The 22,542-nt window shown below is 41.2% G+C and carries 23 protein-coding genes; 12 read left to right on the forward strand and 11 right to left on the reverse strand.

All coding sequences use genetic code 11. The annotated features are described in order from the left end of the window. The first annotated feature begins 39 nt into the window (after positions 1–39). From AC0VYI_RS12810 to AC0VYI_RS12840, 7 genes are all read left to right on the forward strand, one after another. Positions 40–495 (forward strand): YaiI/YqxD family protein, encoded by a 456-nt coding sequence (locus AC0VYI_RS12810; protein ID WP_199478640.1) that lies wholly within the window; start codon positions 40–42, stop codon positions 493–495. A gap of 143 nt (positions 496–638) precedes the next feature. Then, a complete protein-coding gene (locus tag AC0VYI_RS12815; RefSeq protein ID WP_199478641.1) occupies positions 639–1,928 on the forward strand; it encodes an NAD(P)/FAD-dependent oxidoreductase in 1,290 nt (429 codons plus the stop codon). A gap of 263 nt (positions 1,929–2,191) precedes the next feature. Continuing rightward, positions 2,192–2,635 (forward strand): MerR family transcriptional regulator, encoded by a 444-nt coding sequence (locus AC0VYI_RS12820; RefSeq protein ID WP_475443327.1) that lies wholly within the window; start codon positions 2,192–2,194, stop codon positions 2,633–2,635. A 1-nt stretch (position 2,636) separates the two neighbouring features. Next, a complete protein-coding gene (locus AC0VYI_RS12825) occupies positions 2,637–5,693 on the forward strand; it encodes a heavy metal translocating P-type ATPase (protein WP_475443328.1) in 3,057 nt (1,018 codons plus the stop codon). Positions 5,694–5,795: 102 nt separating this feature from the next. Then, positions 5,796–6,128: a hypothetical protein gene (locus AC0VYI_RS12830; protein ID WP_475443330.1), complete on the forward strand. Its 333-nt coding sequence runs from the start codon at positions 5,796–5,798 to the stop codon at positions 6,126–6,128. A 106-nt stretch (positions 6,129–6,234) separates the two neighbouring features. Then, positions 6,235–7,389 (forward strand): MFS transporter, encoded by a 1,155-nt coding sequence (locus tag AC0VYI_RS12835; RefSeq protein ID WP_475443332.1) that lies wholly within the window; start codon positions 6,235–6,237, stop codon positions 7,387–7,389. A 130-nt stretch (positions 7,390–7,519) separates the two neighbouring features. Next, a complete protein-coding gene (locus AC0VYI_RS12840; protein ID WP_475443334.1) occupies positions 7,520–9,577 on the forward strand; it encodes a diguanylate cyclase domain-containing protein in 2,058 nt (685 codons plus the stop codon). 240 nt (positions 9,578–9,817) lie between these two features. On the opposite strand, the gene AC0VYI_RS12845 is transcribed toward AC0VYI_RS12840, so the two are convergent. After that, a complete protein-coding gene (locus AC0VYI_RS12845; protein ID WP_475443336.1) occupies positions 9,818–10,003 on the reverse strand; it encodes a hypothetical protein in 186 nt (61 codons plus the stop codon). Between the two features lie 225 nt (positions 10,004–10,228). On the opposite strand from AC0VYI_RS12845, the gene AC0VYI_RS12850 reads away from it, so the two are divergent. Continuing rightward, on the forward strand, positions 10,229–11,062 hold the full coding sequence (locus tag AC0VYI_RS12850; protein ID WP_475443338.1) for an alpha/beta fold hydrolase: 834 nt from the start codon (positions 10,229–10,231) through the stop codon (positions 11,060–11,062). 68 nt (positions 11,063–11,130) lie between these two features. Here AC0VYI_RS12850 and AC0VYI_RS12855 read toward each other — a convergent pair whose 3' ends face one another. From AC0VYI_RS12855 to AC0VYI_RS12890, 8 genes are all read right to left on the reverse strand, one after another. After that, positions 11,131–12,009, reverse strand: a complete 879-nt coding sequence (locus AC0VYI_RS12855) for a hypothetical protein (RefSeq protein WP_475443340.1) — start codon at positions 12,007–12,009, stop codon at positions 11,131–11,133. Positions 12,010–12,045: 36 nt separating this feature from the next. Further along, a complete protein-coding gene (gene yjjG / locus AC0VYI_RS12860; protein WP_475443342.1) occupies positions 12,046–12,726 on the reverse strand; it encodes a pyrimidine 5'-nucleotidase in 681 nt (226 codons plus the stop codon). Positions 12,727–12,762: 36 nt separating this feature from the next. Beyond that, positions 12,763–13,338: an inosine/xanthosine triphosphatase gene (yjjX, locus tag AC0VYI_RS12865; protein ID WP_475443344.1), complete on the reverse strand. Its 576-nt coding sequence runs from the start codon at positions 13,336–13,338 to the stop codon at positions 12,763–12,765. 144 nt (positions 13,339–13,482) lie between these two features. After that, positions 13,483–14,580, reverse strand: a complete 1,098-nt coding sequence (aroC, locus tag AC0VYI_RS12870) for a chorismate synthase (protein WP_475443345.1) — start codon at positions 14,578–14,580, stop codon at positions 13,483–13,485. A 4-nt stretch (positions 14,581–14,584) separates the two neighbouring features. Then, positions 14,585–15,499: a 50S ribosomal protein L3 N(5)-glutamine methyltransferase gene (gene prmB, locus AC0VYI_RS12875; protein WP_475443347.1), complete on the reverse strand. Its 915-nt coding sequence runs from the start codon at positions 15,497–15,499 to the stop codon at positions 14,585–14,587. A 69-nt stretch (positions 15,500–15,568) separates the two neighbouring features. Beyond that, entirely contained in the window at positions 15,569–16,330 is a 762-nt protein-coding gene (locus AC0VYI_RS12880; protein WP_475443349.1) for a hypothetical protein, read from the reverse strand. Between the two features lie 194 nt (positions 16,331–16,524). Further along, the gene (sppA, locus tag AC0VYI_RS12885; protein WP_475443351.1) at positions 16,525–17,592 is read right to left on the reverse strand and encodes a signal peptide peptidase SppA; all 1,068 of its coding nucleotides are present in this window, start codon (positions 17,590–17,592) and stop codon (positions 16,525–16,527) included. A gap of 3 nt (positions 17,593–17,595) precedes the next feature. Next, a complete protein-coding gene (locus tag AC0VYI_RS12890) occupies positions 17,596–18,240 on the reverse strand; it encodes an HAD-IA family hydrolase (RefSeq protein WP_475443353.1) in 645 nt (214 codons plus the stop codon). 67 nt (positions 18,241–18,307) lie between these two features. Between AC0VYI_RS12890 and AC0VYI_RS12895 the strand changes: the two genes are divergently transcribed. From AC0VYI_RS12895 to AC0VYI_RS12905, 3 genes are all read left to right on the forward strand, one after another. Further along, on the forward strand, positions 18,308–18,730 hold the full coding sequence (locus AC0VYI_RS12895) for a MaoC family dehydratase (protein ID WP_475443355.1): 423 nt from the start codon (positions 18,308–18,310) through the stop codon (positions 18,728–18,730). Positions 18,731–19,122: 392 nt separating this feature from the next. Further along, entirely contained in the window at positions 19,123–19,425 is a 303-nt protein-coding gene (locus tag AC0VYI_RS12900) for a hypothetical protein (protein WP_475443357.1), read from the forward strand. Between the two features lie 39 nt (positions 19,426–19,464). Next, positions 19,465–20,058, forward strand: coding sequence for a CBS domain-containing protein (locus AC0VYI_RS12905; protein WP_199475734.1), 594 nt, complete (start codon positions 19,465–19,467; stop codon positions 20,056–20,058). 76 nt (positions 20,059–20,134) lie between these two features. Here AC0VYI_RS12905 and tusA read toward each other — a convergent pair whose 3' ends face one another. Together tusA and AC0VYI_RS12915 are read right to left on the reverse strand one after the other, a co-directional pair. Beyond that, complete coding sequence (tusA, locus tag AC0VYI_RS12910) at positions 20,135–20,368, reverse strand: sulfurtransferase TusA (RefSeq protein WP_475443359.1); 234 nt, start codon at positions 20,366–20,368, stop codon at positions 20,135–20,137. A 47-nt stretch (positions 20,369–20,415) separates the two neighbouring features. After that, on the reverse strand, positions 20,416–21,003 hold the full coding sequence (locus AC0VYI_RS12915; protein WP_475443361.1) for an alpha/beta family hydrolase: 588 nt from the start codon (positions 21,001–21,003) through the stop codon (positions 20,416–20,418). A 163-nt stretch (positions 21,004–21,166) separates the two neighbouring features. Here AC0VYI_RS12915 and hemN point away from each other — a divergent pair, with 163 nt between their 5' ends. Further along, on the forward strand, positions 21,167–22,537 hold the full coding sequence (gene hemN / locus AC0VYI_RS12920) for an oxygen-independent coproporphyrinogen III oxidase (protein WP_475443363.1): 1,371 nt from the start codon (positions 21,167–21,169) through the stop codon (positions 22,535–22,537). The last annotated feature ends 5 nt before the right edge of the window (positions 22,538–22,542 follow it).

Consider the following 22,542-nt stretch of genomic DNA (forward strand, 5'->3'; position numbering starts at 1 on the left):
TGATTAATAATAGAAGCTCATTCAGAGGAACTTTCTATTATGCGAATATGGGTCGACGCAGACGCCTGCCCCAATGTCATTAAAACCATTCTTTTTAGAGCCGCAGAAAGAGTCAATATTCCCTGTATTTTAGTGGCTAATCAAGCCATCTCCATTCCACCATCAAAATGGATTGAACGAAGGGTAGTCAGTTCAGGTTTTGATGTGGCTGATAATTATATTGTTGAACAAGTTGAAAACCTGGACCTTGTTGTGACCGCTGATATTCCACTTGCTTCGGAAGTTATTGCTAAAGGGGCGTTGGCCATTAATCCTCGTGGTGAGTTATACAGTAAAGAGAACATTAAACAGCGCCTAGCGATGCGTGATTTTATGGAACAAATGCGTTCTTCTGGTATTCAATCCGATGGTCCTTCAACATTTAGTCAGCAAGATCGTATGGCATTTGCCAATACACTGGACAAATTATTAACTCAAAGAATCAAGACCGAATAAAAGCACTGCTCAGATTCTATGTTATCGGAAAAGCACAATAGAATAGTCGAGCTAATATAGGTCGCTTGCTGAGTATTGTGTTGAGTCATCAGGAAAGCATTTTATGAATGTTTTCCTGATTATTCATTTATAGGGGGATCGAAATGAAAGAAATTGTTGTTGTCGGCGGTGGCGCCGGTGGCCTAGAGCTTGTTACTCAGCTTGGCCATGCATACGGCAAAAAGAAAGACTTCAATATTACACTAATTGACCGCAGCCAAATCCATATCTGGAAGCCTCTGCTGCATGAAGTCGCAACGGGGTCCATTGATATTAATAGCGACGGTGTTAATTATCGAGCTCATGCCGCCAAACATCATTATCAATTCAAGTTGGGAACGGTTTCTCATGTCGACCCTAAAGAACAAAGTATAACGCTTGACGCCATCAGTGATGATAAAGGACATGTGATTTTGCCTGAACGTACTATTGGCTATGACATTTTAGTGATGGCTGTTGGTAGTATCAGTAATGACTTTGGCACACCAGGGGTAAAAGAGCATTGTTACTTCCTTGACTCGCACAAGCAAGCGGAGCGATTCCAACAAGCCCTTCTTACACACTTTTTGCGCCTAAACCAAGGTGATAAAGAGGACAAACTGAAGTTGGCCATTGTAGGTGGGGGCGCAACAGGTGTTGAATTGTCTGCTGAACTCTTCCATGTCGCAGACCTTCTTAAAGCCTATGGTATGCGTGATATGTCGGGGAAACGTCTTAATGTCCAATTAATAGAAGCAGGGGAACGTATTCTCCCTGCGTTACCCGATCGTATTACCGTGAAAGCCCATTCAGCCTTAACTCGTCTGGGCGTCACCATTAGTCAAGGGACAAGGGTTGTTCGTGCTGAAAAACATGGTTTTGAAACAGCTGATGGCACACTCATTGAGGCAGACCTAATGATTTGGGCGGCTGGCGTAAAAGCTCCCGAGTTTGTCAAAGACATCGAAGGCTTTGAAACTACACGCAATAACCAAATATTAGTAAAAGGCAATTTGCAAACCGCGAACTTTGAAAACGTCTACGTGATTGGCGATTGCTGTGCGTGCAAGCAAGCAAATGGCTCCTTTGTGCCTCCACGGGCTCAGTCAGCCCACCAAATGGCCTCGATTGTCTTTGCCAACATCAAAGCCTCATTCAAAGACCAGCCGCTAAAAGAGTATGTTTATAAAGACTATGGCTCTCTAGTCAACCTAAGCCGTTATAGCACCGTTGGCAGCTTGATGGGGAACTTGATGGGGGGGTCCATGTTTGTTGAAGGTCGTATTGCCCGTTTTGTCTACGTGTCTTTATATCGTTTACATTTGATTGCTATTCACGGCTGGTTTAAAGCAACCATTATTATGGCGGCTCAGAAAATAGGCAAAGTGGTAAAACCCAAACTTAAGCTTCATTAAACTGACGCGCTCCATTCGAAAAGAAAAAGCCTCTCTGCTGTGAGCCTCAAAAAAACCGATGCCATCACATCGGTTTTTTCTTTTTTAGCCCCCCCTTACCCCTTGCTAGCCGGTTATCTGTGAACCTTTCACCAATGTGCAATTCATAAGCAAATGGTGTTTTTGACGAAATAGCATTTGACCTATGTGTTACCCATAGGTTTTATAGTATAAGCCATATTAAGAAGCAAATAACTCCGCTACCTGTTTCAAGTGAGGTAAAAATGCGAGTGAGTGAACTGGCGAAAAAAGCCAATGTAACGAGCGAAACAGTACGACACTATACCCGTGAAGGTCTAATCGTGGCCAAGCGAGACCCTAAGAATGGTTACCAACTCTATGATGAGACTGCTTTACAGCGTATCCAGTTTATACAACAGGCAAGAACGCTAGGATTCAGCCTTAAACAAATAGACGATATTTTTCAGCATGCCGACAGTGGGGATTCACCATGCCCTATGGTGCGAGAGCTCTTATTGCAAAAAGTGCCCGAAACAAAAGCAAAAATAGCAGAGCTACAAGCGCATTTAAACACCATGGAAGCCGCATTAGCGGTATGGGATCAAATGCCCAACGGCACCCCTGATGGACACTCTATTTGCTGCCTCATTGAGGATTGGAACCATGAAGAGGATGGCACCACAACAACAGACACAAAGGAGCCATAGGATGAACTCAAATACATCTATTAATAACATGGCATTAAACGTAATCGGAATGTCCTGCCAGGGCTGCGTCAGTAAAGTGAGAAAGCAAATTCAACTGGAAGATGAAAATGCCGAAGTGACCGGAACGCCAGTAGAGGATCGTCTCGATGTCCAAACTGTTTTAACTCAAAAACAAGTGGAAGCATGCGTTCAAGAGGCAGGCTATCAACCATTAGGTCAATATAAAAACAGTGAGCTTGCTCACTATGATTTATCCGTTGAAGGAATGTCTTGCCAAGGCTGCGTCAGCAAGGTGAGAAAGCAAATTCAATTGGAAGATGAAAACGCGGAAGTGGTCGGAACGCCAGTAGAGGATCGTCTCGATGTGCAAACTGTTTTAACTCAAAAACAAGTGGAAGCATGTGTTCAAGAGGCAGGCTATCAACCATTAGGTCAATATAAAAAAAATGAGCGTGCTCATTATAATTTATCCGTAGAAGGAATGTCCTGCCAGGGCTGCGTCAGTAAAATTAGAAAACGCATTGAGCAAGAAGAAGGCGATGCCGAAGTAGAAGGCAATCCCGCCCAAAATCACCTAATGGTGACCACGACAAAAAGCAAAAAAGACATTCAGCAATGGATTGAAGAAGTCGGCTTCACCTATCTTGGAGACTATCAAGCCGAAGAGCAGCAAAGCTCTCACGGCCGCGAGACTAAGCAAAATAGTGATCTCCAAGGAGCAAACCGACAAAAACAAAAAGACTTGGCAAACGAACCTAATGGACATGAAGGTGCTGACAGCAAAGGGAGTACACACCCCCTCGATGGCTCAGCACATCAAAAACAATTTTCCCTAACGGGGATTACTTGTGCTGCCTGCGTGAATACCATCCAAAAAACATTGAATAATCTAGACGGTGTTACCAAAGCAGAAGTGAATTTTGCCAGTCGTACAGCACAGGTGTCTGCGTCCATATCTGCAGACACCATCATTGAAGCCATTTCCGCTGTGGGATATGGCGCAAGTGTTATTAACGATCCAGATCAAGCCGCTGAGGAAAGAGAGAAACAAGAGCAGCAAGAATATAAGAGCAAACGTAATGCTTCCATTATTAGTTTAGCGCTTGGTATCCCATTGATGCTTTATGGCTGGCTTGGCGGCAATATGACAGTAACAACCACATCGCAACAGTTAAGTTGGTTTTTGGTGAGCGCGCTCACATTGCTAGTTATGATTATTGCTGGGCGTCATTATTACCGTAGTGCGTTTAAAGCCTTTTTACATCGTCAATCCAATATGGATACCTTAATCACATTAGGAACCGTCAGTTCCTGGCTATACTCCTTCTTAGTGGTTATCGTACCTGATATTTTCCCTGTCACTTCACGACACTTGTATTTTGAGTCAAGTGTTATGATTTTAGGGTTAATTAACTTAGGGCAAGCCTTTGAAGTAAAAGCGCGAGGTAAGACCAGTGCGGCTCTTCGTCATCTACTGGATCTTCGTCCTAAAATGGCTAATGTGATTCGCAACAAAGAAGAACAAAGCCTTCCCGTTAGTGACATAGTGGTGGGGGACATCATTCGGGTTCGTTCTGGTGACACTATGCCAGTTGATGGAGTTGTAACCAGTGGCTCATCCAGTGTCGATGAATCCATGCTCACAGGTGAGCCAATACCCATCGAAAAACAAACAGGGGATACAATCTCAGCGGGTACACTGAATGGCAATGGGACTTTTAGCTACCAAGCAACCGAAGTGGGCGCGCAAACCATGTTGGCAAAAATTATCGATATGGTGAGTCAAGCCCAAAACTCTAAGCCTCCCATTAGCCAACTGGCCGATAAAGTGTCCGCTATTTTCGTTCCTAGTGTGATGATTATCTCGGTATTCGCGGCATTAGTTTGGTTTAATTTCGGACCCGACCCTGTCATTATTCATATGCTTATTGCGGCCATTAGCGTACTTATCATTGCCTGTCCTTGCGCCTTGGGACTAGCGACACCCATCTCTACCATGATTGGCGTTGGTAAAGCGGCACAGTTTGGTGGGCTCATCCGTAATGGTGATGCTCTGCAAACAGCCAGCCAATTAACCACTATCGTGCTAGATAAAACGGGCACCATTACTGAAGGCAAGCCTGCGGTCGTTAAGGCTGAATATTTTAACAGCACAACTGAAACAGAAGCGGCTCAATTGATTGCCTCACTGGAGAAGGGGGCAAATCACCCCTTGGCGAATGCCTTGCTGGAGTATGCTGACTCAATCACAGAAGCGACTTCACTAGAAACATCAGACTTTCAGTCACTCAGTGGATTGGGGCTGCAAGGCATAGTCAATCATGAGCGCTACTACCTTGGTAATCAGCGTCTAATGGAGAAGCAAGGTGTAGTGATTGAACAGACAACAAATAATGAGCGCACTCATCAATACAATGCTGCAACAAAAGTATATTTATCTCGTGACAATCAATTATTGGCTATTTTTTATCTGCAAGACCCCATCAAATCCTCATCGAAAAAAGCCATTAATATGCTGCATGATATGGGGCTGAAAGTTGTCATGCTAACGGGGGATAACCAAAACAGCGCTGAATTTGTTGCCACCGAGTTGGGAATTGATGAGTATCATAGTGAATTGATGCCAGAAGATAAATTAGACAGGGTTCGCCTTTTACAAAATCAAGGGGACATTGTTGGCATGATTGGCGATGGTATCAATGACGCCCCGGCATTGACGCAAGCTAATGTGGGTTTTGCAATGGGAGCGGGAACGGATGTCGCTATGCAAAGTGCGGACATCACTCTTATTCGCAGTGATTTAATCAATGTGGCCGACGTTATCCAAGTCAGTAAAGCGACGTTAACCAATATTAAGCAAAACCTATGGGGGGCTTTTGCTTACAACAGCTTAGGCATTCCTTTAGCGGCTGGGGTGTTGTTTCCATTGACAGGCTGGTTACTGAATCCATTGGTTGCTGGGGCAGCCATGTCGTTATCGTCCATCACCGTTGTGTTAAATGCGAATCGACTTCGACAGTTAAAAATAGCTGACCACTCAAAAGGAGAAAATTCATGACTTATTTGGTAAATGCCATCGGGATGATGTTGATTGTATTTATTATATGGTGGTTCTGGATAACACCGAACAAAAAGAAAAAATGAAGCAGGTGAGTGGAACATGAAAACGTTTGATCAGGCGAGCATTGTTAAAGCCACCATTTGCACTCACTCCATGCAAATGGAACAAGCAAAGTCATTCTTTCAAACATGGCAAGAGGCGGACGGTATTCAGTTTTTACGTATTTTAGTGAAAAAACAAAAAATTCAGATCCATTATGATGTAAAATGGGTGGATCTAAACACGCTTTTAGAAGCCATGCGAGCCTCACAAATTATGCTTAATAATGGCTGGATAAACCGTTGGAGATTGAATACCTTACGCCAAGTCGAACAGAATGTAAGGGATAATATTCGTCATGTTCCTCATTGTTGTGGTACACCACCCAAATAGTGTGATGGCTTAAGTCTAAAGAACGGTATTTGATCTTATCGTAAAGGAAATCAAACTTCGGTTTGGTTTCCTTTTTTATTTAATTGTATGCAGATAGGGAGCTTCTATGCGAGCTTATCAATGGGGCATATTTGCCTTAGCGTTAGGTGCTTTTGGCATCGGTACAACTGAGTTTATGCCCATGGGGCTTCTACCCGTCATCGCTGATGGTGTGAATGTCTCTATTCCTAGCGCCGGACTATTGATTAGTGCTTATGCGGTCGGCGTCATGTTTGGTGCACCAATCGTGACTTTATATTTAAGTCGATTTGGCCGTAAAAAATCCCTAATCGCCCTAATGGGATTATTTATTATCGGCAACGCATTTTCTGCTTTAGCACCGAATTACGATGTATTATTGATCTCTCGAATTGTGACAAGTCTTTCCCACGGCGCCTTTTTTGGTATTGGCGCCATGGTAGCAATGGACCTAGCGCCCATGAATAAAAAAGGCTCGGCTGTCGCTTCTATGTTTCTAGGCTTAACCATCGCAAATATTATTGGTGTTCCTTTCACCACTTGGCTAGGCCAAACACTTGATTGGCGAGCCGCTTTTGCGGTTACCGCTTTACTGGGTATTCTAGCCATTTCTGGGATGCTGCGCTTCTTACCAGAAATGCCAGCGTTAGAAAGGCCGAATGTAAAAAAAGAATTAACGGCCATTGTGCAACCCGCCGTACTGCGAGCCTTTGCTTGTACCGTATTATGTGCAGGGTCCATGTTCACACTATATACATACATTTCACCTATCTTGCGAACCCTCTCAAACGCATCTGATAATGCCATTGCTTCTATTCTGATGCTGGCAGGAATTGGTTTTACCTTAGGGAATTTTATCAGTGGTAAATTAGCCGATAAGTCGACGGACTTTGCTTTATTTTGTGTATTAACGGCTCAGATTATTTTCTTGGTGGCTTTTAGCTTTGTCGTCCAATCTACTTTTTCTGCTGCAATTATGGTTTTTTTATGGGGTGTCGCTATTTTTGGTATTGGGCCGCCATTACAAATGAAGGTTATGAAGGTCGCAGAGGACGCGCCAGGCTTAGCATCTTCCATTAATATTGGTGCCTTCAATTTAGGTAATGCTTTAGGGGCAGCTTTGGGCGGACTGGTTATTACCGTTGGTCTTGGTTATGAATGGATTCCTGCCGCGGCGGGTATATTATCTTGCAGTGGATTGTTATTGGTATTCATTAATCGTAAGCTCTCACCAACCAATTAGTAGAGAAAAGTGATAAAAAAGCCGCCAAAATCTTGCTTTTTGGCGGCTTTTTAGTATTTAAGGATTGTGTCCATAGGCATTGAAGACTAAATTTATACAGTTATCCTTATTATATGGTTGGAAAGGCATTGTGTTAATAGAAAGAGATTACCAATCATTAGCAGAACAGTTACCTAGAGCAATGGTAATTTATGGTCTAGATGGGCGTGTATTTTTTTATAACTCTCTTTTTTTTCAAGAATGGCTAGCACCGTCAATTGTCGCAGGCAGCTCTTACACATTAAACCGTCCCCAGATAGAAAACCTATACCATAAAACTCTGCAGCCGATTATAACTGATCAACCCATATCAAAAACACAATCGTCATTTCAGAAAGACTATTTACGCCTCCATGATCAGTCCATTTTACGCCTTAATGAATTTTCCATGGAGCTTGGCGATGGTGACCATGTATTGGTTGAGTTATGGGAAGATGTTTCTAAAGAATATGCCTTACTGAACGAGGTTAGAGAAGAACATAACCTGCTTTTATCACTGATCAACTCCATCCCCGACCAGGTTTACCTTAAGGACCTTGAATCCAAATTCATTCTAATCAACCCAAGCTTAGCCAAGCGTTATGGCGTTAAAGATGCCAGCAAAGTAATAGGCAAATCAGACGCAGACTTTTACTCCAGTGAGCACGCGAGTATCACAAGACAAGAAGAAATAAACATTATCAGAACGCAAAAGGGCGTCTATAACAAACTTCATCACGAAATGTGGCATGATGGTCACGATACATGGAACCTATCAACTAAACTTCCGTTAAAAAATTCAAAGGATGAAGTTATTGGAGTCATTGGCATTTCTCACGACGTTACTGAATACAAATTGAATCAAGACAAATATTGGCAACAGGCTAACTTTGATAAATTGACAGGTCTATCAAATCGTCAACATCTGACCAGTGAGTTCGAGCGTATTGCGATTGAATGTCGCCAAAATAACGAAAAATTTGCCTTCTTTTTGCTGGATTTGGATGGCTTTAAACAAGTCAATGACAGTTATGGCCATGGTTATGGGGACTTACTGCTTGCCCAAGTATCTGAACGTTTAAAAAATACGCTTCGTCAGCGAGATTTAATCTGTCGTTTAGGGGGCGATGAGTTTGTCGTGATATCGGCTCCTATTAAAGATCAGCCTGTTGCCGAAAAAATCGCAGAAAAAATTATCCAAAGTTTTGAAAAGCCCTTTGTCATTAACCATCGAATTTCTCATGTCACCACCAGTATTGGCATTGTTTTTACTTCGGCAAAGCGCGTCAACTTACAAGACATACAGCAAAAAGCAGATCATGCGATGTATAAAGCGAAAAAAGCAGGTAAAAACAGATATCGCTTCTATAGTCTAGAAATCGCCGTGGACAACAAACGTCATGATTTTTTATGCCAAGAACTAAAATTAGCACTGGAAAGGGACGAATTTTCTTTAGAAATAACCTTATTAGAAGACTTAAAAACAGGCATTAAAACAAAAGAGCAGGGGGTTTATAGCTGGCAGCATCCTCAACTTGGGCGAATTTCTGCTCAAGAGTTATTAAGTATTGCAGAATCGACCGGTAATATTATTTGCTTGGAAGTTAAGCTGATTCGTAAAGCGATTAATGCGATAGAAAAAGAAATAGAATCATTCTCATCTTTGCGGGAGAGCAAGCCCAGGCGAATAAGCATGCCCATTTCGCAGGTAAGCCTATCCCAACCGGATCTGCTAGCATCCATATTACTGCCTCTCGTTGAAAAGCACCCAATAGCAATGCAGCAATTATTATTTGAGGTGCCAGCTGAAACCGTTAGTTCAAGTTTATCAAATAGTCCAGCTAGGCAATCGTTCAAGTTACTCGACAGTTATGGGTCATCATTGGTAATGAGCCATGTCACAGGACAAAACTTATCTATACAGCCATTACTTGAATGCCAAATATCACGCATCACTTTAGCTGAGTCATTGGTACAAAATGCTTATGATAGCGACGTTACTAAACAAAGCATCAAGGCTTTATGCGCCATGGCTCATGCACTAGACATTCAAGTCGTCGCAACAGGCATCGAAACAAACACAGATTACGACTGTCTAAAATCACTTGGCTGTGATTATGGACAGGGCAACTACATTGATCGGCAAAGTGACAGCGATATTTATTTATAACACTAATGAAATTAGAGCGCGCCTTAAAAAATCAACAACACGGAATAAGTCATTGAATTTAATAAAGATAAATTAAAACCAAGCCCAAAAAGGCTTATTTTTATTATTTTGATATTTCCGATAAATGTTATTATCGGAAATAGTGAGATGAGATATGCGCCCTAAATTGATGTTTAAATCCGATTTGATACTTATAGATAGCCAACCTAAATTGGTAAACGCACTTAGTTATAATAATGATTAAACTTGGTCACTTTGGCTTATTGTTGTGCTTGTCTCAACATAGTGACTAATGATTGATTGTAATGAGTCTTGAAGACGCTCAATCTGCTCAGCTACATCATGCTGCTGCTCTTCAGGAATGGTTGAAATATCACGAAAAGTGAGTAACTCTAAATCCTTTAGTAACTCGGTTAAATGTTCCATATGACTTCCTTGTTGATTTTTTATTGGATAAATGTAGAGATATAAAATGTTGTATTTATTAATATTTTTATTCTATTCAAATCAGAAATAGGATCATAAAATGAAAATTATCAGCTTAAACATAAATAACAACCATGTTGATTTTTTATTGGATAAATGTAGAGATATAAAATGTTGTATTTATTAATATTTTTATTCTATTCAAATTAGAAATAGGATCATAAAATGAAAATTATCAGCTTAAACATAAATAACAACCATTACCGATACACTATCCATGAAAATACAACCACAGATGAATACGGGATATTACTACTGGGTGCACTTCAAGAAATCGAATCCGTACAAACCTTTGCACAGTATTTTTCTAAAACAGTCAATACAATTGTTATTGAAGCTCCTGGGACAGGAAAAACACCACCTATTCATTCTAGTATCAGCATCCATGAGCAAGCAAAAAGTCTTCTTGATATCATCAAATATTTAAATATAAAAAAATCACATATATTTGCATTTTCATATGCGACCGCACTATCCGTAGAGTTATGCCACATTTGGGATAACGTACAAAGTTTATCAATCGTAGGAGGCGTACCAGGCATACCTGAGAGCGGACGAACTGCAACACTGAACATGATTGCAGATGCCGTAAAAGATAAAAAAGGTTTCGCACATACTTTTGTAAACTCCCTTACCTCAGATATACCAAGCATTCCACGGAACAAAGCCATAAAACGCTCTGCTATATCAGCTCTTCAAAAATATGATAGTGACCGTATTAACTCTTTCATTGAAAATTCAATTAGACTAATGGTGCATAAACCATCCCATTTAGCAGTGATACCACCCTGCTTAGTTTGCGTTGGCGAATATGACCCATATGTAACAAAAGAGGCTGCATACAACTTTTTCAAAAGTTTAAATAATGCATACTTTTTAGTGATAAAAAATGCAGACCACTTGGTACATCTTCAGCATCCTGAAAAAACAGCTCAGGCCATGATTACGCTTGCACAAAGCTTTGTTTCAACTAAAGCTATCTTTGACAATTTAGTGTAAGGTAATTGTTGATCTAATCAGATTTTGTTGCAAATAAAAATAAGGGTAAAAAATTATTTTTATTACCCTTATTTTTTTCTTTGAGAATGTACTGCTGATAACCCTTTTATAACCCCGATAACATAAGGTTTCTGTTGTTCAAAAATGTACCTTAGTGACTCTATCAGCAGAGAATCTCTTATGTGTTGTAGCTTTCTATATTCGTGAAACTCCGGATAATCTTTCATGCAATGAGTAAATTGAACATGACCATTCAGCTTAAACCCCAATTTTACTCTCAAGCCAATTGCCATAGAGAAAGGTTGAGGGTTATCAGGATCCTCTAGAATTCTATATTTATACTCGGACAACCCTAGAACCCTAGCCATAGTCATGGGAGATAACTGATGCCTCTTGCGAAACTCTGTTACCGTTAGTGCTATTGAGCGGTAATAGCTTGCTGCAAATTTATCGATATCTATGATGGGAGGAGCAGAACAAAATTGATACAAAGCCTCATTAAAAACACCATATTCATACTCTAAACGCTTCTTGAGAGTATCCACTTGCTTTTTTCCAAACTCGTCTAGAAAGCAGTGTATACATTGAAGCGCTAAGCTAAATAAATCATGGGGCATATTGGCTATGCAAATAAGGGCTTCAACCCCCGTCTCATCCATACCTCTATAGGACTCTCGAATCTTTAGACCTTTATAAAAGCTAGTCATCGGTACCATAGTGACCCACGAGTAAGCTGCGATGAAGTGAATAGGTCTTACACAAGCATATCCTTGCTGCATATAACGTTGTAATAACTGTGTATTAACACCAGCGAAACGTCCGCTTAGGGTGGAAAAGCTCCATCCTTGTGCCTTTCTGACATAGCCCATGCTTACAGCTACATCAAGATCTATATTCGCTAGTTTTTCATCTAATAATAAGAGTTCTTCTTCTGTCGGAATTTCCATTGTTAGTGCATTACATCCTTATATATAAGCCATCTTCTAGAGCACACTCTCTAATATGTTCTTGAGTTCAACTAAAGAACTAGCCTGGTAAGTTGGTTTGATATGTTCTGGATGTGTTTCATTATGATGGTTGATCCAGCAGGTATCCAGTTCGGCGTTGATGCCTCCCTGTATGTCTGATGCTAAAGTATCGCCAACCATTAACACTTTGGAGCGATCAGGATTATCCATAAGGGTTAACGTGTGGTCAAAAATCAAACGGTTTGGTTTGGCGATACCAATCTGTTCGGAAATAACAACGGGAGAAAAATACTGATGAAAGCCAGTTCTTTCTAAACGGGTTTGCTGGAGCTGGGTAAAGCCATTGGTGATAATAGCCATATTCACCTTCTGGCTTTGCAGATAGTCAACTAGCTCTTTGGCACCTGGTAGTGCTTGGCAAATCTCAGCCATGGACTCTAAAAAATCATGGTTTAACTGTTGTGCTGACACAGACAATTTATCAGCCCATGTTTGAAAGCGTCTCGTTTGCAATTGCTCGGCTGTGATGCTCTGGTTTTGGTATTCCACCCAAAGTGGCTTATTGATGCTTTGATAGTCTTTAAAATCCAGTTCGCTAAATTCCACCCCATATTTTGCCATCATATGCACTAGGCCAGTAAAATTATCAAAATGAAACAAGGTGTCATCGGCATCAAAAATGATCCATTGATACATGAGTTCAATCTCCTTTGATTAAATCGGTTAACATCCCTAGAAGTGTTCTGGGTGGATAAAAGGTGCAAGGCAAAGAATCAAAGCCTGAGTATAAATACTTTCGCGGCTTTCCGCTTCGTTGGTAAATAAGCCGATTGCACCACCTTTTTGCTTGATGTTAACGGTGCCAAATAGGTCGTCCATCACATCACCAAGCTCTTCACCAGACACCAATCGAGTGTAAATTGAATGTGGTAGCGGCAAACTAGCAGAGCGATTAGTCACCATTTTTCCCGTTTTAGCTAAGATGGTCACGTAAGCGAAGGTGGCTGCGCCCTCCTCGAATTGATCAACACCGCCCTCCATTGCCACAAAATAATCCACAGTATTTTCGTCCATGACATTGGCGTCTTGTTGGTGACTTTTCCGTTGATAGCAAAATTGTGCACGATTTTCTGAACCTAAACGCGTTTCGGCCTCTGTCATGGGTTGATCTGCTACACCTGATGGTGCTGACATTTCTTCACAGTGAATAGTGTGATCTGGAAACGCTTTGTTAAAAGCTTGATAAGCCGCACTTATTTTGACAGGGTTTTTGGAGGCAACGATGATGCGAATAACGGTATTATTCATAATAAAGGTACCAAATTTATTTAATTTATTACTCTAATTAAGGCGTCGTAAGCAACAAACAAAAGAGCGATATATAAAAAAACCGTGATGTCCCTCTTTGAAACAATCACGGTTTTTATTTTACAGTAAGCAACTTATCGGATACTAAACTTGGGCTTTAATAATCGGAGTCGGACATTCAACATCCATATTTTGTGCACGATGCCTTAATAAGTGATCCATTATCGTCAGTGCCAGCATGGCTTCCGCAATGGGAGTGGCGCGAATGCCAACACAAGGGTCGTGCCGGCCTTTAGTAATCACGTCAATGGCTTCCCCTACGCGATTAATGCTTTTTCCGGGGATCGTAATACTGGAAGTAGGCTTTAATGCCATGTGAACAATAATATCCTGTCCAGAAGAAATGCCGCCTAATATGCCGCCAGCGTGATTTGACAAAAATCCTTCTGGTGTCATTTCATCACGATGCTCACTCCCTTTTTGTTCAATAACACTAAAACCATCGCCTATTTCCACCCCTTTCACTGCGTTAATGCTCATCATGGCTTTCGCAATATCAGCATCTAAACGATCAAAGACCGGCGCCCCTAGACCTGGCATAAGGTTCTTGGCGATGACGGTAATTTTTGCCCCAACAGAGTCGCCCTCGCGACGTAAAGCTGTCATATAGTCTTCAAGAGCTGAGACCGCATCAGGATCTGGGCTAAAAAAGCTATTGTCATAGACCTGAGTTAAATCTTTTACCTCTAGCTTGATTGGGCCAAGTTGAGAGAGAAAACCTTGAATTTCAATGCCAAACTGTTGTTTCAGGTATTTTTTCGCAATGGCGCCTGCCGCTACTCGCATGGCCGTTTCACGCGCAGAAGACCGACCACCACCTCGATAATCACGAAAGCCATATTTCTGATCGTAGGTATAATCGGCATGCGCTGGACGGAATGTATCTTGGATATTACCGTAATCACGAGAACGCTGATCTGTATTCTCAATTAATAGACCAATCGGTGTACCAGTTGTCTTGCCTTCAAAGACACCTGATAGAATCTTCACTTCATCAGCTTCTCGACGCTGGGTTGTGTGCTTGGAGGTTCCCGGTTTACGACGATCTAAATCTTGCTGTAAATCAGCTTCGCAGATTTCAATGCCTGGTGGGCAACCATCAACGATAGCACCTAGTGCTAGGCCATGACTCTCACCAAAGGTGGTGACTTTAAAAAGGGTTCCAAATGTATTGCCAGACATAATGTTACTTTTGCTCGCGTAGTAATGTGTTAAGTTGTTCTTTGGTTAATACAAAGACCCCATTGCCGCCCCGCTCTAATTCCACCCACAAAAAGGGAACGTCAGGGTAAGCAGCCTGCAAAGCGACTTCAGTATTACCCACTTCGTATACCAATATACCGTTATCATGTAAATAATGCGCGGCTTGCGACAAAAACGCATGGGTAAATGTTAATCCGTCATCACCAGACGTAAGGGCAAGCTCGGGCTCGTTATGAAACTCTGCCGGTGCACAATTAAAATCCTCGGCATCCACATAAGGAGGGTTACAAATAATCAGGTCATATTTTTTGCCATGAAGGCTTTTAAACATATCCGAGTGGATCGCAGTTACTCTGTCTTCTACCTGATGAAACTCAATATTTTCTTGAGCAACCGCCAAAGCCTTTTCACTAATATCACTGATATCGACTTGTGCATCCTCAAATACTAAAGCCGCAGCAATCCCCAAGCACCCAGACCCGGTGCACATATCTAAAATATTCAGAGGGTATTGCGTAAGCCAAGGTGAAAATTCCTTCTCAAGCAATGAGACAATGGGGGAACGAGGAATCAATGTATCTTTACTAACTTTGAAAGGTAATCCCATAAACCAAGCCGTACCTAATAAATATGGCAAAGGCTCACGTTGCTTAATACGCCTTTCAACTAATTTAAGAATGCGTTTTTTTTCATCATAAGTCAGAGCGCAATCCAACATATCGCGATGAAAATCGAGAGGAAGCTTTAACACCCCCATAACCAAATGGAGCGCTTCATCCCAAGCATTATCCGTACCATGACCATAAAAAAGATCACTATGTTCAAATCGGCTATAAGTCCAGCGAATAAAATCTTTAATACTACTTAGATCGCGAATGGCGGACTGTCTATTGCTCATACTATCTTCTTCACTATCATCTGATGACCACTTTTAATGGGTAAATAAAAAGCCGCATTATAGCCTTTATTACTTATTGTCTCTATCTTTGCCTTGGATCTGCTTCATGGTTCGAGCAATCTCTTGGAGTGTTTGGTCTACTGCTTGTCGATGCTGTTTATCCACCGCTCTTTGCTCTTCTTGTAAGGATTTGACTTGCTGTTTAAGCGTTGAATTCTCTTCTTTAAGGCTTGAAATCAAATGATCCTGCTTCGCTAAATCAACCTCATGCTGATCAAGGTTTAGACGCAATGCTTCTTTTTCTGAGCGTTCTCGCGTTAGCTGATTGTTAATCACTTGATGATGAGAATAAACATCATCATAGCGCTGTTGAGTAAGCTTAAGATGTTCATTTAACTGCGTATTCATAACCTTCAATGACTCTCGCTCTTCTAAAACTGCGTCGTAGGCGTCTTGCAACTCACACAACGCCAAACTTAACGAGGAATATTGTCCTTCTGTAGCCGAGAGCTTTAAGGCATATTGAGCTTCAGCATCGAGCATTTTTTCATCAAGCAGTCGGCCTAATATCTGCGTAACATCGCGAGAAAATCGGTTAAAAGAAGGCGCTAGACTAGAGCCTAACTCTTTAAGCTGATGCTGTTGGTGCTCTTTATACAGCTCCTCCCACTCAGAAATCGCATTCATTAAGGTTGTGTTCGAGCATTTACGACCATCTTTATCAAGGAAGTAATCTGCGATGCGAGGTATATTGGGAAATTGGTTTTTTTCGAGCAGTTCCCAGCAAGCTTGATGAATCTCTTCCCGAGCAATATTTGCCTTACGAGCCATCCCCACCTCCTATCTCTTCTGATGAAATAAATTATATGGACGTTTTACAACAAATGATCAATTCCGTCATTATATTATCTTTTTTACGAATAAAGAATAGCATTTACTTCTCTCCTTTATTACACACTACAAAGCAAGGGCAATAAAAAACCCCAAGAAGGGGCTTTTAAAAGGTAGGTGTCGACAAGTGGTCTTTAGTTTAGCTTAGCGTTACTAAGTAACTTTGCAGCAAACTCAACGCCAAATTTTTTGGCAAACTCATCTAACGGATCTTGCTTAGGCCCATAGATCACTTGTTTGTCGTTAGGGAATTGTGAGTTTAATACATCATTAAGACTCGCTAGGCCGTCAATCAAGCCTATTTTTTGCGCTTGCTGGCCGGTAAACACCATTCCCGAAAAGACATCGTTTGTGATTTTTAATCGATCACCCCGTCCCGCTTTTACAGCATCAATAAATTGCTGATGGGTTTCATCCAAGATCGCCTGCCATTTTTCCTTACCTTCTTTGGTCATAGGGACAAAAGGATCTAGGAAGTCCTTATTGCGACCCGCTGTAAAAGTTCTACGTTCAACTCCAAATTTTTTGATTAAGCCACTTAAATCAAAGCCAGAAGAGATCACGCCGATGGAACCCACCAAACTTGCTCTATTGGCATAAATTTTATTAGCTGCTGAGGCGATATAGTAGCCCCCAGATGCAGCCATATCCTCTACCACCACAATAATAGGAATAGATGGATACAATTTTTCTTTTTGACGAATAGCATCGTAAATAATACCAGCCTGGACAGGGCTGCCACCAGGACTGTTCATGTCGATGACCACGCCTTTTAGATTGGGATTTTTATAGACATCATCTAAAATATCCACGTATTCATTTCCATCGATGTCTGCACCACTACCAATAACCCCATCCATTGGAATGATGGCCACCGTATTTTGCCCAGTCACATTGGTATCTAAGGCGGAGCGACCAAACCATAAACCCATTATGCACAATAAAATAATTAAACTGGTAAAACGGAAAAAAATTTTCCAACGACGAGCACGTCTTTTTTCAATCACATTATCACTTAGTGTTTTCTCTAATAAGCGCCAGAGCTGTTGATTATCATCCAGCTTCGTCTCAGATGATTTGCTGTTATCGCTTTCTTTATCGCTATTGCGATTTTGCCCAGCATTGTCTTCTTCAAACAATTCGCCTTGTTGATTCGTTAAATTTTGTTGGTTCTTTTTATCTTCTTCTTCGGTCCAGCTCATGCTTTATTTCCCTAAAATGGAAGCTAATTGATATAAATTGTCGACAATCGTTTGTGGCTGACAAGATGCTAAACGCTTTTTGTCATGGGCACCATAAGACACGCCAATACTGGTTACTCCGGCGGCCTTGGCCATATTAAGGTCATATTCGGTGTCGCCAACCATTACCGCGTCTTCTGGCAATACATTAAGCTCTGCTAGGATTTGCTTCAGCATCATCGGATGAGGTTTCGATAAAGCCTCATCTGCACAGCGCGTCGTTGCAAAATAATGACCCGTTTCCGTGAGTGACATAATACGATCTAGCCCACGACGAGTTTTTCCCGTTGCCACTGCCAACAAAACACCCTGCCCCTTCAACTGCTCGAGGAGCTCGAACATCCCGTCATAAGCTAAAGGGGGACTTTGGTCTGCTTGCACATATAAACGTTTATAATGCATTTTTATCTTGTCTAATGTGTCAACTGGGAGTTCAGGCCAAACAACCTTAATCCCCTCATCTAAAGATAAACCGATGATATTTTGTATGTCATGAAACTCTCTTTTAGGTGCCATGGCGTGCTCTGCGGCTTGCAACATACAACCACAGATCTTATCAATGGAATCAAATAAGGTTCCATCCCAATCAAAAATCACTAACTTAACCATAGATACCCCTTAAGAATAAATCGCCGAAAGTGTACCATAGCGGGAAAATCAAACATAAGGATTCACAATGACAACAGGCTATACTTTAGAAGCGCTATCAATTGATCAAACAGCCACTTACACCAAAACCGTGACTCAAGAAGACGTACAAAGTTTTTCCCACATAACAGGCGATACCAATCCTGTTCATTTAGATGCTGATTTCGCAGCCACTACAAGTTTTGGCAAACCGATTGCCCACGGCATGCTTTCTGCTGGATTTATTTCTGCGGCGATTGGCACAAAGCTACCAGGACCTGGATGCATCTATTTGGAGCAAAACCTTAAGTTCAGAGCACCTGTTTATATTGGACAAGAAGTCACAACAACTATTACGGTGGCAGAAATTAATGAACGTCGCCGCCGTGTAACACTAAAAACAACCTGTGAGTGTGATGGCAAAGTTGTTGTATCTGGGGAAGCCATCATAATGCTGCCTGCCGCCAAGTGAGAACAAAGCAAGGCTTATCGACTTTTCTTTGTGGATAAGCCAACCTGAGAGCTTCGAACGATACGAAAATCAAAAGGCGGCCGAACAATTTCGGTCGCGTTTTTCTTATAACAAAAAAACAGATTTGAATAATAAAAATAATGAGCAATATAAACAATGTGTCTTATAAACGACTAGGTATATTATGCGAGTCGATTGCTTGACGCCTCCCTACATGATCACTTATCGTTTTTACATAATGATAATGTATTTAGTCTACAATCAGGCGCTTTCATCACAGTCTATTTACAAAGAACTTAAAATTGAAAAATATGAGGCATATTGAAAAAAAACTGGGTTTTTTTCTGAGAGAGGCATATATTTATTAATATAAATCATAGATTAAGGCATTTATGAACTCGCGACTGTTTATCACCTTTTTTCTGATCGTTTCGTCTTTGCTGACGCTATCAGATTGCGCTACAGCAAAAGAGATTCATAAGCAACGTTGGCTTCAGCCTAATATAGAGAAAATTTACTGCGAAGAGGCTGCTCTAGATCAAGACAAAGCAATAAAAGGGGAACAAGATAGCACCTCTGTTCAGTTCTTGGCTTTGGCTAAAAATCATACTGCTTCAAGTGATTATCTTGAACCAGTTGGCTATTTTCTAGCGACTAAAACTTACCCTAGAGCACCGCCAGTTTTCTTGATATAGCTTCGCTCTTTCTAACTTTTTAACTTTGGAGAATACATCATGAAAACACTAACTTACGTTTCAACAAAAGAAGTCAATGCCTTAACCTGGCCAGTCACTATTGAAAATACAACACTATACTCACCCGCATTATGCGTGTTCACAGATTTTAAAACATCGGCTCCTCGTGTAATCGAATCCAACACTCGCGCTGACGAGTTGGTCAGACTGATGAGAAAAGAACATGTTCGCATGAAGGTGGTCGTTGATGAGAAAAATAACTTTGTCGGCGTAATCAGTCTAGAAGACCTGTCAGAAGATGCTTTTATTAAGCACGTGGCAAATGGTTATGCTCGTTCAGAATTGCTTGTTGCAGATTTAATGAAACCAAAAGATAAAGTACTAGCCTTGTCTTATGCCTCTCTAAAAAATTCTGATATTGAATCTTTACTGTACAGTCAACGCGAAACGGAAGGCCAACATTTACTCGTTATTGATGAAGAAACAAAAACCATTCGAGGCCTCGTTTCTGCAAGTGATATCGCTCGCCAGCTACGCTTAGACATTGATGTAGCCTTCTCTAGCTTTAAAAACATATACAAAATTGCTTTATTAGGTGAAAAATATAATAGTAAAAAACTTAGAGTAGCCTAGAAAAAGATTACTCATCAAGCGTGTTTTGCCTATAAAAATGAGAGGGTTCAAAGAATGACTTTGAACCCTCTCATTTTTATCCTTCTCGTCTTTGAATCCAATAATAGTAAACGTCCCCTTCTTGCTCTTGCTTAACCAAAGTATGCCCTAAAAACCGACAAAATTTAGGTATATCCCTGGTCGTAGATGGATCTGTTGCAACCACTTTTAGCACCTCAAGGGGCTCTATTTTTTTCATCTCCACATGTAGCATCATGACTGGCTCTGGGCACATTAATCCGCTAGCGTCTAACAATGAATGGTGTTCCATAATCTGATCCTCCGACTGATTCCCCCTATTATAAACCTCCAGGTTGGCTAGACAAACTTTTCTGACAACCAACTATTAACCATGCTAGCCACCTTTGAAACCACCTCGTCTTGTGTTATGGCCTGCTTTTTTAGCGTCTTAAAATCATGATCGGCTCCTTCAACCCACATGATGTCAATATTCTTGTTGAGTTTTTGCTCCAGGACCCAAGAAGACTTACCGAACACATCCCTCGTCCCTTGAATAATCAAGCAAGGGACATCAACAGCTTCCAAAAACGCCAAACGATGCTTCTCCGGTTTACCGGGAGGATGAAAAGGAAAACCAAAGCAAATAACCCCCTTCACTCTATTATCACTTGTCAGCTGCGTTGCAACTCGCCCTCCCATCGATTTACCCGCAACAATGAGAGGGTCCGAGGCACTTAGGTAGTCAGCAAATTCTGGTATTAATGTATCGAAACGTGGCGGCGGACGCTTTTTTCCAGTGGCCTCTTGTTCCTGCATATAGGCAAAAGTCACGGGTATGACAGGGCAACCTTTTTCTCCTAACTGCTGGCTAATGCGTTGTAGAAAGTCACTATTTTTGTGACCGACGCCCGCTCCATGAGCAAGATAGATAGGCAATATTTGCATGGCTTCATCTCAACACTAAAAACGAGTTTTTTAACTTGAATAAAAAGTTTCTCTCTTGAACTTAGCAAGATTTTTATTTTGACCTTAAAACCTTGATCCAAGTCATACGAACAGAATCCCCATAAGAGTAAACTGCCATTAGAAAATTTAATAGGAAAACATCATGATCTGGGATCCATTACTCATTCAAAAATACAACTTATCAGGCCCTCGGTATACTTCCTATCCGACAGCTCCGTTGTTCGATGCCTCCATCAGCAAAATTGCTCTCATCGATAGAATGTTAAGGCCTTCAGACGCCCCAATCAGCCTCTACTTCCACATCCCATTTTGCGCTCATCTTTGTTACTACTGCGCCTGCAACAAAATTGTGACAAAACAATACGACAAGGGCGAGGAGTATGTGGAGTTATTAGGAGAGGAAATACGCCTACGCAGCTTAATGATTGACGCTGATCGTCCGGTGACACAACTGCACTTCGGAGGTGGCACACCAACCTTTTTGTCTGAGTCACAATGGCAGCAGTTATTTGATGTAATCAATAGACATTTTTCTTTGATTACCAATGGCAGTCAGGACTATAGCGTTGAGATTGACCCTCGAGAGATTAGCAAGTCAAAACTGACACTTCTGACAACCATGGGCATAAATCGCGTCAGCATAGGCGTTCAGGATTTCGATATATCGGTCCAAAAAGCCATTCACCGCATACAACCTGTTGAAATAGTTGAAAAGCTCGTCAATGACTGCCGCGAACTCGGTATACGTTCTATTAACTTCGATTTAATTTATGGCTTACCGTTTCAAACTCTAGACGGTTTTAAAGAGACGCTGAATATCGTTTTGAGATTACAACCAGAACGTATTTCCGTCTTTAACTACGCTCACTTACCTGAGCGGTTCCCAGCGCAAAAACGGATTCCAGAGGAGAACCTACCTTCTGCAGAAATGAAGCTGCATATACTCAAAATGACCATTGATACATTAATAGAAAATGGCTACGTCTATATTGGCATGGACCATTTTGCTAAGCCTGATGATACGTTGACGATTGCTCAAAACGAAGGCAAATTGCAACGTAATTTTCAGGGGTACACCACCCATGCAGATACAGATTTGATTGCCTTTGGCGTATCCGCGATCAGCAACTTAAGCGGCGTGTATATCCAAAACCATACTGACTTGTCTCTTTACCAAAATAGCATTGAAAACGGTCAACTCCCTATTATGAAAGGCTATATCAGCGATAATGATGACAGAATTAGACATCGAGTCATTATGACGCTTATCAGTCAATTTAGATTAAGCTTTCAAGCCATAGAACAAGAGTTTACTATACGCTTTAAAGAGTACTTCGCAGTAGAGCTTGCTAAATTAAAGCAGCTAGAATTGGATGGCATCATTGAAATTCTGAGCCAGCAAGAAGATACTATTATAAAAGTAACAGATCGGGGACGATTACTTATTCGCTGCGTATGCATGGTTTTTGACAAACATTTGAACAGCGTAGTCAAGTATTCAAAAGTAATATAATCTAG

The sequence above is a fragment of the Marinomonas sp. 63XJN7_9_ISO-PGPR-S23-217 genome (assembly GCF_056173515.1).

Bases quoted from the DNA above. Each gene is read 5' to 3' on its own strand.
- AC0VYI_RS12835 (WP_475443332.1), top strand. From the start codon at position 6,235: ATGCGAGCTTATCAATGGGGCATATTTGCCTTAGCGTTAGGTGCTTTT.
- AC0VYI_RS12825 (WP_475443328.1), top strand. From the start codon at position 2,637: ATGAACTCAAATACATCTATTAATAACATGGCATTAAACGTAATCGGA.
- AC0VYI_RS12810 (WP_199478640.1), top strand. From the start codon at position 40: ATGCGAATATGGGTCGACGCAGACGCCTGCCCCAATGTCATTAAAACC.
- hemN (WP_475443363.1), top strand. From the start codon at position 21,167: ATGATCTGGGATCCATTACTCATTCAAAAATACAACTTATCAGGCCCT.
- AC0VYI_RS12895 (WP_475443355.1), top strand. From the start codon at position 18,308: ATGACAACAGGCTATACTTTAGAAGCGCTATCAATTGATCAAACAGCC.
- AC0VYI_RS12890 (WP_475443353.1), bottom strand. From the start codon at position 18,240: ATGGTTAAGTTAGTGATTTTTGATTGGGATGGAACCTTATTTGATTCC.
- AC0VYI_RS12900 (WP_475443357.1), top strand. From the start codon at position 19,123: ATGAACTCGCGACTGTTTATCACCTTTTTTCTGATCGTTTCGTCTTTG.
- AC0VYI_RS12830 (WP_475443330.1), top strand. From the start codon at position 5,796: ATGAAAACGTTTGATCAGGCGAGCATTGTTAAAGCCACCATTTGCACT.
- tusA (WP_475443359.1), bottom strand. From the start codon at position 20,368: ATGGAACACCATTCATTGTTAGACGCTAGCGGATTAATGTGCCCAGAG.
- AC0VYI_RS12855 (WP_475443340.1), bottom strand. From the start codon at position 12,009: ATGGAAATTCCGACAGAAGAAGAACTCTTATTATTAGATGAAAAACTA.
- AC0VYI_RS12850 (WP_475443338.1), top strand. From the start codon at position 10,229: ATGAAAATTATCAGCTTAAACATAAATAACAACCATTACCGATACACT.
- sppA (WP_475443351.1), bottom strand. From the start codon at position 17,592: ATGAGCTGGACCGAAGAAGAAGATAAAAAGAACCAACAAAATTTAACG.
- yjjG (WP_475443342.1), bottom strand. From the start codon at position 12,726: ATGTATCAATGGATCATTTTTGATGCCGATGACACCTTGTTTCATTTT.
- AC0VYI_RS12880 (WP_475443349.1), bottom strand. From the start codon at position 16,330: ATGGCTCGTAAGGCAAATATTGCTCGGGAAGAGATTCATCAAGCTTGC.
- AC0VYI_RS12815 (WP_199478641.1), top strand. From the start codon at position 639: ATGAAAGAAATTGTTGTTGTCGGCGGTGGCGCCGGTGGCCTAGAGCTT.
- aroC (WP_475443345.1), bottom strand. From the start codon at position 14,580: ATGTCTGGCAATACATTTGGAACCCTTTTTAAAGTCACCACCTTTGGT.
- prmB (WP_475443347.1), bottom strand. From the start codon at position 15,499: ATGAGCAATAGACAGTCCGCCATTCGCGATCTAAGTAGTATTAAAGAT.
- AC0VYI_RS12820 (WP_475443327.1), top strand. From the start codon at position 2,192: ATGCGAGTGAGTGAACTGGCGAAAAAAGCCAATGTAACGAGCGAAACA.
- AC0VYI_RS12905 (WP_199475734.1), top strand. From the start codon at position 19,465: ATGAAAACACTAACTTACGTTTCAACAAAAGAAGTCAATGCCTTAACC.
- AC0VYI_RS12845 (WP_475443336.1), bottom strand. From the start codon at position 10,003: ATGGAACATTTAACCGAGTTACTAAAGGATTTAGAGTTACTCACTTTT.
- yjjX (WP_475443344.1), bottom strand. From the start codon at position 13,338: ATGAATAATACCGTTATTCGCATCATCGTTGCCTCCAAAAACCCTGTC.
- AC0VYI_RS12915 (WP_475443361.1), bottom strand. From the start codon at position 21,003: ATGCAAATATTGCCTATCTATCTTGCTCATGGAGCGGGCGTCGGTCAC.